Annotated in this window: 11 protein-coding genes; 4 read left to right on the top strand and 7 right to left on the bottom strand. The window is 54.3% G+C overall.

Annotated features, from left to right (window positions below):
- Positions 1-15: 15 nt before the first annotated feature.
- The 3 genes from C7H08_RS00880 to C7H08_RS00870 all read right to left on the bottom strand — a co-directional run bounded on the left by C7H08_RS00880 (position 16) and on the right by C7H08_RS00870 (position 4,391).
- A complete protein-coding gene (locus C7H08_RS00880; RefSeq protein WP_106669876.1) occupies positions 16-2,034 on the bottom strand; it encodes an oleate hydratase in 2,019 nt (672 codons plus the stop codon).
- A gap of 193 nt (positions 2,035-2,227) precedes the next feature.
- Positions 2,228-2,965, bottom strand: coding sequence for an SDR family oxidoreductase (locus C7H08_RS00875; protein ID WP_106669875.1), 738 nt, complete (start codon positions 2,963-2,965; stop codon positions 2,228-2,230).
- A 49-nt stretch (positions 2,966-3,014) separates the two neighbouring features.
- Positions 3,015-4,391 carry an NAD-dependent succinate-semialdehyde dehydrogenase gene (locus C7H08_RS00870; protein WP_106669874.1) on the bottom strand — a complete coding sequence of 459 codons (1,377 nt, stop codon included), beginning with the start codon at positions 4,389-4,391 and terminating at the stop codon, positions 3,015-3,017.
- 228 nt (positions 4,392-4,619) lie between these two features.
- Between C7H08_RS00870 and C7H08_RS00865 the strand changes: the two genes are divergently transcribed.
- The gene (locus C7H08_RS00865; protein ID WP_106669873.1) at positions 4,620-5,804 is read left to right on the top strand and encodes an ADP-ribosylglycohydrolase family protein; all 1,185 of its coding nucleotides are present in this window, start codon (positions 4,620-4,622) and stop codon (positions 5,802-5,804) included.
- 114 nt (positions 5,805-5,918) lie between these two features.
- Here C7H08_RS00865 and C7H08_RS00860 read toward each other — a convergent pair whose 3' ends face one another.
- The 3 genes from C7H08_RS00860 to C7H08_RS00850 form a co-directional block, all read right to left on the bottom strand.
- Positions 5,919-6,368 carry a DUF302 domain-containing protein gene (locus C7H08_RS00860; RefSeq protein WP_106669872.1) on the bottom strand — a complete coding sequence of 150 codons (450 nt, stop codon included), beginning with the start codon at positions 6,366-6,368 and terminating at the stop codon, positions 5,919-5,921.
- A 77-nt stretch (positions 6,369-6,445) separates the two neighbouring features.
- Positions 6,446-7,297 (bottom strand): UDP-2,3-diacylglucosamine diphosphatase, encoded by an 852-nt coding sequence (locus tag C7H08_RS00855; protein ID WP_106670226.1) that lies wholly within the window; start codon positions 7,295-7,297, stop codon positions 6,446-6,448.
- Between the two features lie 136 nt (positions 7,298-7,433).
- Entirely contained in the window at positions 7,434-8,060 is a 627-nt protein-coding gene (locus tag C7H08_RS00850) for a YbhB/YbcL family Raf kinase inhibitor-like protein (RefSeq protein WP_106669871.1), read from the bottom strand.
- A 177-nt stretch (positions 8,061-8,237) separates the two neighbouring features.
- On the opposite strand from C7H08_RS00850, the gene C7H08_RS00845 reads away from it, so the two are divergent.
- The 3 genes from C7H08_RS00845 (at position 8,238) to C7H08_RS00835 (ending at position 15,185) form a co-directional block, all read left to right on the top strand.
- A complete protein-coding gene (locus C7H08_RS00845; protein ID WP_106669870.1) occupies positions 8,238-8,882 on the top strand; it encodes a TetR/AcrR family transcriptional regulator in 645 nt (214 codons plus the stop codon).
- 262 nt (positions 8,883-9,144) lie between these two features.
- Positions 9,145-12,006 (top strand): PAS domain-containing protein, encoded by a 2,862-nt coding sequence (locus tag C7H08_RS00840; protein ID WP_106669869.1) that lies wholly within the window; start codon positions 9,145-9,147, stop codon positions 12,004-12,006.
- Positions 12,003-15,185, top strand: a complete 3,183-nt coding sequence (locus tag C7H08_RS00835; protein WP_106669868.1) for an ATP-binding protein — start codon at positions 12,003-12,005, stop codon at positions 15,183-15,185. Before C7H08_RS00840 ends, C7H08_RS00835 begins: the two co-directional genes overlap by 4 nt.
- On the opposite strand, the gene C7H08_RS00830 is transcribed toward C7H08_RS00835, so the two are convergent.
- Positions 15,114-17,597, bottom strand: a complete 2,484-nt coding sequence (locus C7H08_RS00830) for an EAL domain-containing protein (protein WP_106669867.1) — start codon at positions 17,595-17,597, stop codon at positions 15,114-15,116. The two genes, C7H08_RS00835 and C7H08_RS00830, sit on opposite strands and share 72 nt — an antisense overlap.
- Positions 17,598-17,612 lie beyond the last annotated feature (15 nt).

Here is a 17,612-nt window from a genome sequence, read left to right as displayed (position 1 = left end):
CCAACGGCGTGGGGATCAGCGGCGCCCACGCAATTTGCTCAGCACACCCTGGACCCAATCCCTGGCATCATCCAGCGTCTGATTGTCTTCGAGAAGACCTCGAAGCGCCTGGAACTGCTGCTCGAACAATCCCGGCCTGCTCAGCTCCTCGGGCTTCTCACCCGGGCCAAGCGGCAGAATGTGTTCGAAGTAGGTGCCACCAAGAATGCGGCGCAGCAAGCCCTCGCCCAGAAACGCTTCGTCGCTGTTCAGGGTGCGGGTTGCCCGCAGCAATCGGCGGATATCGTACTGGCCCGGGTAGATATCCGGCACCTGTTTGTGGATTCCCAGCAGGCTGTAGACACCGATCCGGGCCGTGCGCACTGAGCTTTCAAGGGTAAACACCACATCGTTGTGGGTCTCCACAAACTGCCCCATCAAGGCCAGGTTGGTGCAGCCTTCCGGGACCGCCCAGGGCCGGTCTCCTTTGGCGCGGGGCATGAATTGCGCGGTGATGTAGGGCATCAAGGCAACGCGGGTTTTGGTGGCGGCAATCACCTCATCGATTTGATCAATCAGGCCCAGGTGATAACACATTTCCGTCAGCACTTCTCTGCCGGTACATTCGGGCATGGTTTTTTTCACGTAGTCACCGGGCTTATCCATCAACAATGCGTAGGTCCACAGCACAAGCACGTCATCAGGCTGGTCCGGGAAGTGGGGCTGCCGGTTACACGTGAAGCTCATCAGCCAGGCGGAATCGGTAAAAGTGATGATCCCACCCGTTGCCGTGAAACCGGAATACGGGTCGTTAACTGACAGCTCCTTGAGCTTATCCATCAGCGGGGAGGGCTTGCAGGTCAGGGTGACAGATTCCCAGGTTGACCCGGGTATGTTGCCGCAAAACTTCTCGGGCCGGCCAAACACCTCGGATTGTTGCGCCAGGTTTTTCCACAACTGCCAGCCTGAACCGAAGCCGGCCTGATCTTTTTCTTTCAGTTGCGGCGCCGTGTTGTCATCGCCGTAGGCGGTGTCTTCGGTCATCGAGCCGGTGGTGACGAACACCAGATCGCGGTCGCCGACGTTAAAAGTTTTGTCACCCTCGCTGCCATGGCACTGGATCGCCGTGACCGTTCTGGTGTTATCAGAGGTTTCCATTTCCAGGTTCTCGACAATGGTGTCGTACTGGATGTTAACGCCCTGGTCCTTTAGCCAACTCATCAGCGGGCGCACAAAACCATCGTATTGATTGTATCTCGGGAAAACGAGCGAGGTCATATCGTTTAACCCATCCATCAGGTGCAGGAAACGATGCATATAGAGCTTCATTTCAAGCACGGAATGCCAGTTCTGGAAGGCAAACATGGTGCGCCAGAAGGTGTAGAAATTGGTGTTCAGAAAACCTTCACTGAACCATTCCTCTACCGTAATGTCGTCCAGATCCTCCTTGCGCGCGAGCAGGAGCCGGACCAACTCCAGCTGCTGCCGTTTGCTCAGCTCCATCGTCGAAAAATCCTTGATCTGGCCCTGCTTCTCCAACAGCCGTGCTTTCGACCAGTTCTTGTCGGCGTCATTGACGATCCGGTATTCATCCAGCACGGTGAAGGGCTTGGGCATCTCCAGAGCCGGTATCTCCGAGAACACATCCCAGAAATTCTGGTAGGTCATTTCCATTTCCCGGCCACCCCGCACGATGTAGCCGTCTTCGGCGCTACCGGCGCCATCCAAGGAGCCACCCTCAATGCTCTGCTCTTCCAAAAAGGTGATATTGCCGGCCGGCATATGGCCGTCGCGAATCAGAAAAAACGCGGCGGACAGGCCGGCAATACCACTGCCGACAATCCAGGCATGGCGATCGGCAATGCCTTCAGTGGGAAGCGGGCGATTGTTGACATAGGCACCGTGCAGGTCCGCCGGTGGCAGTGGCGTATCGATGCCGTTGTGCAAATGCCGGGAGGAAGCGTCCGGGGTGACACCAACGCCCTGCGCTGCCAGCGCATCGATATGGGCTTGCAGTTTTGACGGTGCTGTTTTGGAACTTTTTGGATGAGCCATTCAGGGATCTCCTTTCCTGAGAGAGGGGGTATATCATTTTCAGTATGGCCCGATAAGACAAGGTTATGGGTGACATACGTCAAGTTGGGCGGCAAGAGACCGTATCCAGAGAAGCGCTTCAGCGCTCCAGCGTTTTCTTGAGCTGCTCCAGCAACGCGAGCCTGTCACCAGTTTGAATAGAGCGCCTTTCTGATCAGAGTGGCTGCTTGGTCGGCCGGATAATAATCTCGTTGACGTCGACATCCGCCGGCTGCTCGATGGCGTAGGTAATCGCCCGCGCAATCGCATCGGCGTCAATGGCCATCTCGTACATCTCATCCACACCCTTGGCGGTCTCAGGGTCACTGATTTTACTGGTCAGCTCAGTCGCTACAGCCCCCGGTGAGATATTGGTGGAGCGGATTTCCCCGTCTCCTTCCTGACGAATGCCTTCTGACAGCGCTTTCACGGCATACTTGGTTGCGGAATAGACGGCGGACGCAGGAAAGACCTTATGCCCGGCGACCGACGACAGATTGATGATGTGGCCGACATGCTGTTCGCGCATGGTCGGCAACACTGCGGCGATGCCGTAAAGCACACCCCGGATGTTAACGTCGATCATCTTGTCCCACTCATCAATCTTGAGTTCATCCAGCGGCGACAGCGGCATCAGGCCTGCGTTGTTAACCAGCACGTCGATGCGGCCATAGGCCTCTTTTGCTGCCTTGGCCAGCGACTCGACCTGATCTCTGTCAGTAACGTCGGTGACCTGGTAGATAGCTTCACCGCCCTGCTCCTTGATGGCGTCACGCAACTCCACAAGCCGTTCCTCGCGGCGGGCAGCAAGCACCAACTTGGCGCCACCCTTGGCCAGGCGGTGGGCGGTGGCTTTACCGAGACCACTGCTGGCGCCGGTAATGATAACGACCTTGCCATTGATCTCTGACATGGGTTCTACTCCTGGTTTGTGTGAGAGGTAGTTGAAGGATGGCGCGTGGTCACGGCAGGAAAATCGACTTTACGTTGACGAATTCCTTCATGCCAAAGCCGCCGTGCTCACGTCCGTATCCAGAATCCTTGACCCCGCCAAAGGGCATATTCGGATCAGCGGCCCCGAACGAGTTGATGCGGATCATCCCCGTGTCAAAGTGATCGCGGGCCAGCTTCACGGCACGTTCCTCATCTTTTGAAAAGATCCCTCCGCCCAGTCCATAGCGGCTTTCATTCGCCAGCCGCATGGCGTCCTCGTCATCCCTGGCGCGGATAATCGACGCCACCGGCCCGAAGATTTCATCGTCATAGGCGGGCATTCCGGGCGCAAGGTCTGCCAGCACCGTCGCCGGATAATAGGCACCCGTGCGGTCGGGTACTTCTCCGCCGCAGAGGATTTTTGCACCCTTGGCGACGCTGGCATCCACCTGTTTTTTGACCGTGTCAAACTGGTCCTGGCTTGAAAGCGGGCCAAGTTGGCTGTCCTTATTCGTGGGATCGCCCATAACGATGTCTTTCATTTGAGCCACGAAAGCCTCGACAAAAGCGTCATAGACCTTATCGGTCACGATAAAGCGCTTTGCGGAAACGCAGGTCTGTCCATTGTTGTACAGCCGCCCGATGACTGAAAACTTTACCGCCGTTTCAATATCGGCGTCTTCCAGTACCAGGTAGGCGTCGTTCGACCCCAGTTCCAGCACGGTCTTCTTCAACGCCTTGGCAGCTGTAGCTCCAACATGCCTACCGGCTCCATCACTGCCGGTCAGCGTGACACCACGAACCTTGGGATGGGCGATCAGCCTGTCACTGGTGTCGTGGTCGATCACGATGACCTGAAACAGGTCTTCGGGCAGGCCCGCTTCAATGCATAATTCGCGCAGCCGCAGGCCAGACCCGGTGCAGATGCTGGCGTGCTTCAGAACACAGCCGTTGCCTGCCATCAGATTTGCCGCCAGCACGCGCACCGGCTGGTAGATAGGGAAGTTCCAGGGCTGAATCGAATAGATGACACCAACGGGCTGATAGCTGACAACGCCGCGCTTGCCGTTGAGACCCTGCTTACGTTCTTCATCTGCCAACGCGTCGGGTCCGTTTTCGGCGGCGTAATCAAAGAGCGCCGCGCAGAGCTCGACCTCAACATGCCCGTCTTTTAATAGCTTGCCAGTTTCGTTGGTCATCAAGGCGGCCAGCTCATCGGCATTATCGCGCAATTTTTGACCGATCTTTTTTAGATAGGGGGCCCGATCCTGATGGCTTAGTTCTCGCCATTGTAGAAACGCCGCATGACAGGCTTCAAGCCGATCCGTCGCCTGCGCTTCAGTCATGATGTCATAGCTCTGAATTGCTTTTTCGGTCGCGGGATTAACGGTGGTGATTGTCGACATGATTACTCCTTCCAGATTTGATAGGGGAACGCCATTCAGCGCTGACCTTGATGGATCTTCGTGCCATTGGCGGGGGATGTCTGTTCGATAACGAACGCTTATGCCGCGCTGGGGCAATGGCTGAGCAACGACCGTCCGTTTGTTGTATTTGCCGTTTCAGGGCTACAGTTGGCACCAGACATGCGTTTTTGCATCTCGACTTCTGTACCCGACCTTTAAGGATTTCCAATGACCAGCAACCTTTCCAGCGACAGAAAACCCGCAATAATTGCAGCCCTCGCCGGTGGCTGGGTCGCAGACGCGGCCAGCCTGGGGCTGCACTGGCTGTATGACAGCCCGCGCATTCTGGAAGTAGGTGGCCAGTCACCGGAGTTCCTGATTCCGAAAGCCGAGTATTACCAAGGTGGCTTCGGGTACTTTGCGCACGAAGGCAAACAGCCGGGTGATATCAGCCACTACGGCGCAGCCACTGGCGTGCTGACCGACAGCCTGCTGGCCAGTGAAGGCACCCTGGATATCCGCGATTACCAACGCCGCTTTCGTGCTTTCTTTGGCCCTGGTGGTCATTGGCGGGGTTACATCGACAATCCCACCCGGGTGACCCTGAACAACCTCAGCACCATCGAACAGCAAGCCATTGAACAGGCGCAATCGACGACAACTGCCGAACTGACCGATAAACAGAAACGAATACTGGTGCAGAAGGTCTTGCCCTACACCCGGCGCCTGAGTGGCGACCAGCTGGCCCAGCCGGTCCGCAAGGCAATCAGCCTTACCTACCAGGAACCGGAGATACAGGAAGCAGGCGTTCACCTTGCTGAAACCATTGACCAAAACCTGCAGCCCGAAAGCGGTGCCAACGACATGCAGCTGCCGGCGGTTTCCAAGTTGCCACCATTAGTGGCCTGCTATTGCGGCAGCGACAAACTGATGGAAATCACAGAAGCCGCTGTCCGGGTAACCAATCACCATGACGAAGCGGTGGCCTGGGCAAAATGCGCTGCGCGACTGCTGGATCAGCTTTTCCGGGGCGAGCCCATCTCCATGGCTCTGGACGCAGCAACCCCCGAAGCGCCAGATTCGGAAAACCTCAACAAAGCTCGCTCCGGCTCCGCTCTGGAGGCCGCGAGCGCGGGCGACACCTTTGGCCGCACCTGCTATCTGCACGAAGCCATGCCGGTGATCTTTCATATCCTGAGCCATGCCAACAGCTATACCGAAGCCGTTCGCGCCAATATCGAATGCGGGGGTGATTCTTGCGGCAGGGCCTGGATCATCGGGCCGGCCATGGCCGCCATTCACGGCGTGGGTGGTGAACGCGGCATTCCCTTGAGCTGGCTGGCACGAGTCGTTGATGCTCCGGTTATTCTCAGAGACATTGAAGCGCTGGTTCGCCAAACCCGGACCGCGTAGGAACAAGATAATGAGCAATCCGGTTGCCCGGCGTATTGAAAACGCGCTATGGGGCGCTTTTATCACACAAGCGTCATTCTGAATGGTTGTTCAAAAGTCCCACAAAATGACACCTCAGGGTGAAACAACTGTGTTCGCGATGCCGTCGAGGGCTCCAGCAATATTCTTAACGACCTTGCAGTCAGCCACATCATGCCGGTCTGCCAGGTATTGAGGATCGTTGTAACTGAGCCATACCTGGCCCTCGGCATCTTCCCACACCAGCGCTTTCAGTGGCAGGTCGATGCCAACCGTCTGGGCGCATTGCATAAATGCGGTGCCGCCTTTCGGGTTGCCAAAAATTAGCAGTTCGGTCGGCCTCAGCGATGCGCCGACCTTACTCGCGCCGTCGGCGTGGTCGATACGGGCAAAGACCTTAAACCCCTTTTCCTTAACAATGACAGCCAGTTTATCCATAGTTGCCACAGCCGAGTGCGGGCTCTGTAAAGAGATCAGACCTTCTGCAGCACTGGCCATCAAGCTCATGACCATGAGGCAAAAGAAAACGCCAATTCGAGAGATCATAGGGGCTCCGTTTCAGATGTCCTGGTCTGTATTACGGTAGTTCACCCCTGGCCCGTTCTCCAGTAGTCACCGATGGGTTATCTGGCGGAACCGCCAAATTGCTCCAGAAAGGCAGCGGGCAGAGCGTCGATAACAGGCCGGGCATCGCCAGACAATTCGGGACTCGGCACCTCCGGCTCACAACTGAGGGTGACCGGCGATTCCGACCAGTGCAGCAACTCCAGACGTCCATCCGTCTGTTCAACCAGCGCCGTGCAATGCTCTACCCAGTCACCATCGTTGCAATACAGGCCGTCTTCGCTGCGCAGAAACCCGGCGGAGTGGATATGGCCGCAGATGAAACCATCATAATGACCTTTTTCCGCGGCTGTCAGCGCCGCCAGTTCAAACCGACGGATAAACGTCCGCGCTTTTCCTATCCGGCTCTTGACCCAGGCGGCGAGCGACCAATAAGGCTTTCCTTGCAGGCGGCGAACGGAATTGAACCAGCGGTTGAGGCGTAATAGAAAACCATGGGCACGATCGCCCACCAAGAGCATGAGCGGACTGCAGCGAACAACCTGATCAAACTGATCACCATGACAAACCATGAAACGTCGACCATCGGCGGTGGTATGTACCGCCTTGTGAAGCAATTCCACACCGTGGATGGTTTGGCCGCAGAACCGGCGAAAGAAGTCATCGTGATTTCCCGGCACGTAGACCACGCGCGTGCTACCCGCGGCAAGCTCAAGGAGTTTCTGTATGACCGCCTGGTGAGAAGCCGGGAAGCAGACACGCCTCTGCATGGCAATCAGGTCAACAATGTCTCCGACCAGATAGAGGGTTTCGCAGCGAACATTATTGAGAAAATCCAGCAGATAGTCTGCCTGGCAGTCCGCCGTACCCAAATGCACATCGGATATGAATACACTCCGGTAGTTCCGCATGTCGTCTCCCGCCATTTCGCTACTCCGGTTTGGTACACCGTCGCAAAGTGCGGTGACCGGAAGGTGACAGGCAGGAGACAGTTCTATGACCATGGATTAACCGTGGCCACCGACTCGCGAATTCGGCTTCTGCAGCTCAAGACCTGAGATTGGGATTGAGCGTGTAGATGCCGGTTACCCGCGCACTGGCCAGCACGTGCCCTGCCATCGCCTCGCGCACATCGTTGCCATCAAACTCGCCCTGCAAATCCAGGCTCTCTACATCCAGTGCATGCACCTCAAAGTGATAGTGATGCATGATTTCATCGTTCCAGGGCGGGCATGGGCCATCGTAGCCTGCGTAGGTACCGGCCATATCGGGATTGCCGGCCAGGAACTGAGTGTAGTTGTTCACGCCCCGGACACCGAGCGCAGCGGGGCCATAATCCTTACCCTTGGGGATAACACCATCGCTGTCTTCGCCTTCCGGAACGCGGCTGATGTTGGCGGGAATGTCCACCAGTAACCAGTGAAAGAAGTCCACCCGCGGCAGCTCTTTGGAGACCGTTTTGCCTTCCTGGTTCACATCGTCGGCAACACTGGGTACGTCAGGGTCAAACATCATCACCACAAAGCTTTTGGTGCCTTCCGGCACATCGTCCCAAACCATTTCAGGATTGCGGTTTGGACCAAAGCTCATGTGGTCCTGCTCACTGAACACACCAAACGCAAACTTATCGGGAATCGGCTGGCCTTCTTCTACACCTCGAACGTCTAGTTTCACGGTACTTTCTCCTGCTGAACGTTACTGTGGTCAAAGCATGCGCTTTGCGTCATACGCTGTCAGTTGTTTCTCCGGTTGTATCAATCACCTTAGGTATTTGTCCAGATTAGCAAACCCAGAAGTGTTTGAGGATATAATTGAACAACTCTTCAATTTTACTGATACCGGGATTTTACAATGGCCAGGCACCCCCAATACGATCGCGACACTGCCCTGAGCAAAGCCGTCGGCCTGTTCTGGAAAAAAGGCTACCACGGCAGCTCTATGAAGCAGATTGAACAAGCACTCGATATGCGCCCGGGCAGCATTTACGCCACCTTCGGCAGTAAAGACGGCCTGTTCTCCGAGGCCCTGGCCAAGTACGCACAACAAGGCGGTGCCGACCTGTCGGAGCACATGGCCGGTTATGACAGCATAATAGAAGGGCTGCAGGCGTATCTCAGGCAAATTGCCAGCGATTGCACCGACTGCGCCCCGGCCAGGGCCTGTCTGATCGTAAAAACTCTGCTGGGAGCCAGCAACACCAATCCGGCACTGCATTCCCTGGCCCAGAGTGCGCTGGCAGACATTGAAACCTCGTTTGCGGAACTGCTGGAAAGCGCCAGGAACCGGGGAGAAATTGCCGCGCAGACCGACTGCCAGCGACTGGCACGACTTCTGCAGAGCCAGATCATGGGGCTGCGCGCCATGGCCGAACGCAATCTGCCTGCCTCCGAGCTTGAACAGCTCGGCAACGACATGGCTGCAATTCTGGAAGTTTGTAAAGACACGGAATTAAACACTCACCATAAAGCAGTGGCTCAAATCATTGGGCCGGAATGAATTGCCATAGACATAAAGTATCTATTTTTGTTATTGAGATATTCTTCAGAACAAAACATTTGGGCGCCCGGAAACAAAGCTTACTGTAACGAGTTGTTTACGTTGAAAACCCATGAGTTCGGCGAAGAAACTCTCAAGGAAGTTGCAGCGATATAATTCAATGGGCGTTGAATATGTCATTTCAAAACCCTTCGACCCGATGGCTTTGGCCGACAAAACACGAGTAATCTGGGATGGGTTCACACTTGATCAAGGTGATTAAATGAAAAAACCCACAATCCCGGATAATGAAGCACAGCGCCAACAGGCACTCGATGACACAGACTTGTTGACCGGGAGTGCCGAAGAACGCTTTGATCGCATTACCCGTCTTGCTTGCCATACCTTTTCTGTGCCCATTGCTCTGGTGTCCTTGATCGACCGGGATCGGCAATGGTTCAAATCCCGGCAGGGGCTCGACGCAACGGAAACACCACGAAATATTTCTTTCTGCGGCCATGCCATTCTTCAAAGCGAGCCCCTGATCGTTGAGGATACGCTTGAGGACGAGCGTTTCTTTGACAACCCTCTGGTGACCAGTGACCCCAACATACGTTTCTACGCTGGCGCCCCCCTGCATACCGAGAGCGGCTATTGTCTTGGAACCTTGTGCCTGATCGACCGCAAGCCTCGCTCTTTTAATAGCGATCAGGTTTCTATGCTGAAGGAACTGGCGGGCATGGTCGAGGATCTGGTCCAGGCTGATGCCCGCCAACGCAGACAGGCCACCGAAATGGAGAAGCAACTGCGCGCAAGCCGGGATGAAATGGCGTCACTGCTCAACAATATGCCTGGTGTGACCTACCGCTGCTTGCCCGATGATAACTGGACAATGCTCTACATGAGCAGACAGGTTGACAACGTTAGCGGCTATTCAGCAGAAGACCTGATTAATAACAAAAACGTCAGCTATGCCGAACTCATTCACATCGACGACGCACCAACGTGTGACGAAGCCGTCAAAAAGGCGGTGGCGGAAGACCGAGAATGGCATATTGAGTACAGGATTCGGCACCGAACCAAAGGATGGCGCTGGGTGGAGGAGCGGGGCAGGTGCATGCGAGATGACTTACAACACCCGGTTGTACTTGAGGGTTTTATCGTTGATGTCACACACAAGCATGATGCCTTGCATCAATTGGAACAGCACCACACAGCACTCATGTTGCTCAACGATATTGCCTTTTCCAAACATGGCTCACTGGACGAAAAAATTGTCCACGCGCTCCAGTTGGCCAGAAACTATCTCAGGGCGGAGCTCGCCATCCTCAGCCAGATTGAAGGAGATGTTTATACCGTTGCCTGGGTTGATGCCCGGGAGAACATTCCGATTACTGCCGGTCAGCAGTTTGCGCTTGGCGACACCTGGTGCGACTTGCTGATATTCAACAAGGACAGTCCGGTCGACCATGAATGCCTGATCCAAGATGCCAACCAGGCTGAGTATAGCAATCACCCCTGTTACCGAACCAACCCCCTGGGCAGCTATGCGGGCATAGTTGTGGAAGTAGATGGCCATCCCTGGGGAACCCTGAACTTTTCCTCCTCCTACGTCCGACATGAGGACTACGGCCAAAGCGAAAAGCTATTCCTCCGTTTGCTGGCCAATTGGTTGTCTGAGGTATTGACCAACAGCCTCAGTCACGACCGCCTCACCAAGCTTATGGCACAGCTGCCAGGTGTCGTTTATCAGTTTCGCCGGTTCCCGGATGGGAAAATGATTTTTCCCTTCAGCTCTCCCCAGATTCAGGATTTATATGGAATAACCCCGGCGCAGGCCGCAGAGGACGCAACGCCGGCTTTTGCGCGCATTCATCCTGACGAACTGGAGGCCGTTGCCGCATCTATCGATCACTCGGCCCAGACCCTTGAAAACTGGGGGGCCACTTATCGCGTGCAATACCCGGGTGAAGGCTATCGGTGGGCCTCAGGTCACGCCAAGCCTGAGCGTCTTCCTGACGGTAGCATTATGTGGCATGGGTTTCTGCAGGATATTCATGAACAACAACAAGCACGACTTGCGCTTGAACAGAATGAAATGCGACTGCGCGGCTTGTTCGAATTCTCTCCCATTGGCATCGCCCTGAATGATTTTGAGACCGGTAAGTTCATTGACCTGAACCCTGCCCTGGTTGCTCCTACTGGATATACCGGAGAGGAATTTGTCCAACTGAGCTACTGGGAGGTCACACCCAAAAAGTACTTGCCGGAAGAAGAACAGGCACTGTCTGAACTCAAAGAAGCGGGTCGCTATGGCCCTTTTGAAAAAGAGTACATCAGAAAAGACGGCAGCCGTTACCCCGTTCGCCTGCAGGGCATGCTCAGCAAAGAACTGGACGGCCGACAGGTCATCTGGTCGCTCGTCGAAGATATCAGCGAGCGCAAAAAACTCGATAGAATGAAAGACCAGTTTATTGCGACCATCAGTCACGAACTTCGAACACCGCTGACATCCATTAAAGGTAGCCTGGGTCTCCTAATCGGCGGTGCAGTCGGTGAGTTTCCGGAGAAGGCACAGAAACTGTTAGCCACTGCCGAGCGCAATACCAGTCGTCTTATGCTTTTGATAAACGACCTGCTGGACATGGAAAAGCTGGTGGCGGGAAAAATGCCCATGGACCCGCAGCGGCAAGCTTTGGCGCCTATTCTGAATGACGCGATTGAGGCCGTTAGAGAATACCGCCATTCCTACGGTGTTGAGATTGAAACATCCGAAGAGTGGCCGGCTATTGAGGTCAGTGTTGATGCTTCACGTCTGATTCAGGCCCTGACGAACCTGCTATCCAACGCCATGAAGTTTTCACCGGAAGATCAGCCCGTGGACGTCACGGTCACCCAGCAAGGCGAAACCACTGAAATTCGTATTCGGGATTACGGCCCTGGGGTGTCGCCAGAGTTCCGGGATCGACTGTTTCAGCGATTCAGCCAGGCCGACGCAACCGATAGCCGCAAACTCCCGGGCACGGGGCTTGGTCTGGCCATCACCCGAGAGATCTGTCATCAGCTTGGCGGTCAGGTTGGCTATCGCGATGCAGAGGGTGGCGGTGCGGAGTTCTACATTCAGCTACAGGTAGCCAAAGCATGACCTTTTTAGCGAAAGCCTTAGCCACACTGGGCTTGGCCCTCCTCGCCGTTACCGGCAATATAATCAATCTGCCGCTGTTCTTTGGTGTGCATTTTATTTTTGGCTCTGTCGCCGTAATGTTGGCCGTAAGATTACTCGGCCTTTGGCCCGCGGCCTTGGTGGCGCTGGCAGGTGGCGCTTATACCTGGATCCTTTGGGGCCACCCCTATGCCATGCTGACATTCACGCTCGAGGCCATCGTTGTCAGCCTGTTGTATCAACGCGGCACGCGAAATCTGGTGCTGGCGGATCTCGCTTTCTGGCTTGTGGCAGGGGTCACTCTGCTCCCGATGTTTTATATGGGTGTGCTCGGCATGGATCTGTCGGCCGCCAGCATGATCGCACTGAAGCAGTCGCTGAACGGTCTGTTCAATACCTTGATGGCGGGGCTTCTCATTAAAGTCATGGTCTGGCGGTTCCAGAACGGCTCGGTCAGCTGGCTGCCAACCCACATCCGGCTGAACGAGCTACTCTTTCATATTCTCCTGACTCTGGCGCTGATTGCCGGCAGCGCCCCGATAATTATCGGCAGCTATGCCGCCAAGCTTGAGCGGGAAAAGGGGTTGGCCACTGCGTTGAATCGCGTGTTAAGTGCGACGGAAGAACGTCTTCAGGAGCAACCCTACGCCTCTCAAGTTCTTGAGACAGAGCTATTGCGTTATGCAAGCACCGATGGCATTGCTGGCATCGCACTGCTGAATACCCAGGGGCAACCTATCGCCCAGGCCGGCAAAGTAACCACGTCTTCAACGGAAAGTATCAACTCACTGACTAGCGTGAATAACCTGAAAATCTGGTTACCGGATTCCGGTGGGAGCCTGGTGAATCGCTGGAAAGCCGGACTTTATCAATACCGTCTACCCGTCACTGGCCTGCAGGATGGCGTCGAACTGATTGCGGACAAACCTGCAGCATCCCTGATTCAGGCCGTAGAAGAGCAACGGAACCAGAGCTTTGCTTTTTTGGCGGGGATGACATTATTGAGCATTCTCGTCAGCTTTTCGCTGAGTCGCGTGCTGACACGACCGTTGGCACAACTCGATAAAGCCAGCAAACACCTGCCTGAGAGAATTCGTCTTCAGAAGCGGCCAGAATTACCCGGGAGCCGAGTCCGTGAATATGACATTCTGTCTGCTTCACTCCAGACCATGGGTAACACGCTGGCCCATACGTTCGCCGAGCTGGACAAGGTTCAGACCAACCTGGAACGAGATGTCCTGGCCCGTACCCGGGAACTAGCCAACACATCCGCAATGCTGAGCAATGTTCTGGAAGCATCCACGGAATTAGCCATTATCGCAACCGATCCCGGTGGCACTATCACCCTGTTCAATATTGGTGCTGAAAACCTCCTCGGATATGACTCGAACGAAGTGGTTGGCACGCACAGTCCGGCATTATTTCACCTTTCCTCCGAGATTGAAGAACGATCCCAGGAGCTCTCTGAGGAAGTCGGTGAGTCTGTTTCGGGCTTTGATATATTCGTGAAACATTCTTTGTGTCGAGGCTCGGAGACCCGGGAGTGGACTTACGTCACCAAACTCGGAGCCACCACTCCGGTTGTATTGACGGTGACGCCTATCCGGGATGATTCTGGAAGGCTTACTGGCTTTCTGGGGATTGCTCAGGACGTCACCGAGCGCAAGCGCATTGAGCAAATAAAAAACGAATTCATTTCTACCGTCAGCCATGAGTTGCGAACGCCGCTTACCTCGGTAAGTGGCGCCCTCGGTCTGGTGCTGGCCGGGAAGCTGGGAAATATCCCCGAGAAGGCCCAAAAATTATTGGATACCGCTCATCGCAACAGTAAGCGACTGGCACATCTGATTAACGATCTACTGGACATCGAAAAGATTGCCGAGGGCAAGCTACATTTTAACATGCAGATCCAGCCGCTTCTGCCGATACTTGAGCAGGCAGTGGAAGACAACAGGACTTACGGCACTGAGCGGAATATCAAACTGGAACTAACCAGCGATCTTGCCGAGGGCAAAGTCAGGGTTGATGAACAGCGGCTGAAACAGGTGCTGGCTAACCTGCTCTCCAACGCCGTCAAGTATTCTCCCGACGGCGGTTCAGTCACTGTGGCAGCGGCCAGAACCGATACCGATATTACCGTCAGCGTGACAGACCAGGGCTCTGGTATTCCGGAGGATTTCCAGCACAAAATTTTTCAGAGATTTGCCCAGGCGGACAGCTCTGACACGCGAAAAAGGGGGGGCACAGGTCTGGGACTGGCGATAACCCAAGAGCTCATTACACGCATGGGTGGAACCATTCATTTCGAAACAACCGAAGGGAAAGGGACCCGTTTTTACTTCAAGCTTCCGGCGATAGACCCTGGCAAAACAGCACCCTCTGCCCCTCAATCTGACGCAGACGATTCGGTAATAAAATCACCCAAGATACTGGTCGTGGAGGATGACCCGGACGTTGCCAGACTTCTGAAAATCATGCTGGAAGATGCCGGGTATCGAGTGGTTGTCTGCCACACCGGCTCAGAGGCTCTTGAATCCGCAAAAACGGGGGAATACAACCTGATTAGTCTGGATCTGATGCTGCCTGATATCAGTGGGCTCGACATTATCCGGCGACTGAAAAAACAGACCGATACTGAAAACATACCCATCGTGGTCGTATCTGCCAAAGTGACCCAGGGTGAGCTTGAGCTGAATGGCGAAGTGGACAATATTGCATGGCTGGCAAAACCTATTGATTACCAGAAACTGATTGACTTGGTCCAACATCAGCTATCGGACGGTAGCCGCCCGAAGATATTACACATTGAGGATGATGTGGATTTGCACAACATTCTTTCCGCTATGGTCAGTGATCAGTTAATTCTGGAACCGGCAGGGACGATTGCCGACGCCAAGGCTTTGTTGAAGCAACACACATATGATGCAGTGTTGCTTGATATTGGCCTGCCTGACGGCTCAGGGTGGGACCTGATTCCGGATATTGAACATGAGCAGCCCGGTGTGGCAATCGTCATACTGTCGGGCGAAGATGTCAGCAAAGAAAGACATGCAACTGTTGAGGGTGTGCTACTGAAAAACCGCCTGACATCAGAGCAACTCGTCAGTGTGATCCGGGATCGCATTCATGGAATGCCAGCCACCCGCTTCAATTTGCTCTGACAACATCGGGCGGGCACTCAGAAAACCCTGATACTGATCGCAACCGAGCTCTTGCAGGAAGGCCAGCTCTTCCTTGCGTTCAACACCCTCGGCGATCACTGTCATCTTCATGCTTTGACCCAACTGCACCATGGTGCGCAACAAGCGGGCATCACCCGTTTGCGACCAGTGCTCTATAAAACTACGGTCAATTTTGAGCTTGTCGGCGTTGATGCGCTGGAGATAACTCAATGAACTATAGCCGGTGCCAAAATCATCCAATGCCAACTCAGCTCCAAGCGCCCTGAGCGCCTCTAGTACCTGGAAAGCTTTTAGCCAGTCTGCCAGCAGCAGGCTTTCGGTAATCTCCAGTACGATTTTTCCCGGTTGCACCTGGTATTTATGAATCAGTAACGCCAGGTTATCGATGAACAAAGGTTTCTGGATATCCCACGCTGAAAGATTCAGCGACATGAACAAATCAGGATGCAGAACCTGCCAATCGGCGAGCTTGGGTACAACACAGCTAATTATTTGGTCGGTTAAGCGGGATATCAGTCCTCGCTCTTCCATCAGCGGAATAAATTCACCGGGCCCCAGCAGGCCGCGCTCTGGATGCTGCCAGCGAGCCAATGCCTCGAACCCGACAATGCGCCCCTCCTTAACGGAAAATATCGGCTGGTAAGCCGCAACAAACTGCTTTTCATCCAAGCCCTGGATGATTGATTGTTCTAAATTAAACCTGTATCTCTGTTCACTCTTAAGACCTTCATCGAAGTAAATCAGTTCGGCGCCGCTAGCCGCTCTCGCTTTGAACAACGCCATATCTGCCTGATCTATAAGCTCATCCGCACTGATATTGTTTTCTTTGGCGATCGCAACCCCAACATCCGCAGAAAGTCCAACGGCACCCTGTTCGGAGGCCGGGTCCGTTTTATTCACCACCTGAATCAAACTCCTCACGTACTCATTTAGCGCTTCCGGGGAAGAATGATCTTTGGTGAAAATCAGAAATTCATCACCTGATTCCCGGCTCAGCACGCCATTGCTTCCGACATGCTGTCCCAACTCCCAAGCAACCCGTTGCAGCACCTGGTCACCGAAGAACTGGCCGTGGAGGTTATTGATGGTGTGAAAATCCCGAAGGTCCATTTTTATAACCGCCAGAATGCCCTGAATCGGTTGCTGTAAAACACTATTGATCGCACGCCGGATCCCTTCCAGCTTCGGCAACGCAGTCAACGGGTCTTGAGCGGCGTCTAACTCAGGCGCCATCAATGCTCTATCCAGGCTTCGCAATTGACGCCCCTTGACCACACGGGACTTCACCATCATCAACAATCGCCAAGGCTCTATAGGCTTGTTAATGAATTCGTCATTCGCCAATCGTGCGCAAGCCAACTTGATGTCCGTGTTAGCAGCAGCCGACATGAATAACAGGGGTATGGTAGAGAACTCTTCATGCTGGCGAATGATACGGCCCAGTTCAATTCCATTGCAGCCAGGCATGTTGACATCAATCAGCACCAGCTCAGGGTGAGATTGGTCTAAAAGAGCCAGTGCGTCCTGTGCATTCGTTGCCATTGTGACCGAATAGCCGGCACCACCGAGAATCGAATCGTACAAATCCAGCAAGTCTTTATCATCGTCAACAATCATGACCCGGTAGGGCTCAACTGGCGCCAGATTAAGTTCCGCGCGCAGCAGGGCTATTAACCGGGGAATATCCAATGGTTTGTGAAGAAAATGGTTACCTCCGGCTCTGACCGATGCCAGGCGGAGCTCAAAGGAATCATGCCGGGAAATGAAAATAACAGGGAGGGGCGCGCCATCCTTCTGGCGCCAAAGGCTGACCTGATTTGCGCCAGCGAAGCGGTGGCCAAAAAAATCCATATCGACTATCAACGCAAGCGGTTCGTAGTCGGTAACAGCCCGCTCTAAATGAGCAGCATCCTGTTCAACGTGTGCAATGTAACCATAAGATTCAAGGGTATCAACGAGCTTGAACGCAAAATTCTCATCATCGTCCACAAGCAGAATATTAACGCTATCCGGAAGATGATTTTGTTCTAGTTCAGCGCTTTCAGAACGACTGAAACCTGCCTTGTTCGCTCCATCATCCGAAGCCTGGCTCAATGCTACCAACAATGCATCAAGGGGACAGGCCACTGCCGATGCTCTCTCCTGAACCGACAGCGACTTTGTTTGTTCAAGTGCTTGCTCGAATTCTATTGCGACTTGCGACAGTTCCCTGAACCCATAGGCCTGACCCGAGCCGGCCAACCGATGGGCAATTGACTGAATTTCTGAAAACTTCCTCGAATCATAGATTGCAGCCGACCAAAGCGTTTCAAGTTGATGTCTGTAATCAGTCAGGTTGGCTCTGTATTTGGCGCGCAAGCCATCCAGTTTCCGGGAGCTGGTCGGGCACATACTCTCAATCCTTTG

Origin of the sequence: Marinobacter halophilus, from assembly GCF_003007685.1 — a bacterium.
In the GTDB taxonomy this organism is placed as follows: Bacteria; Pseudomonadota; Gammaproteobacteria; order Pseudomonadales; family Oleiphilaceae; genus Marinobacter; species Marinobacter halophilus.
Note: the sequence above shows the minus strand (reverse complement) of the source record. Positions and strands in the feature narration are given on the sequence as shown.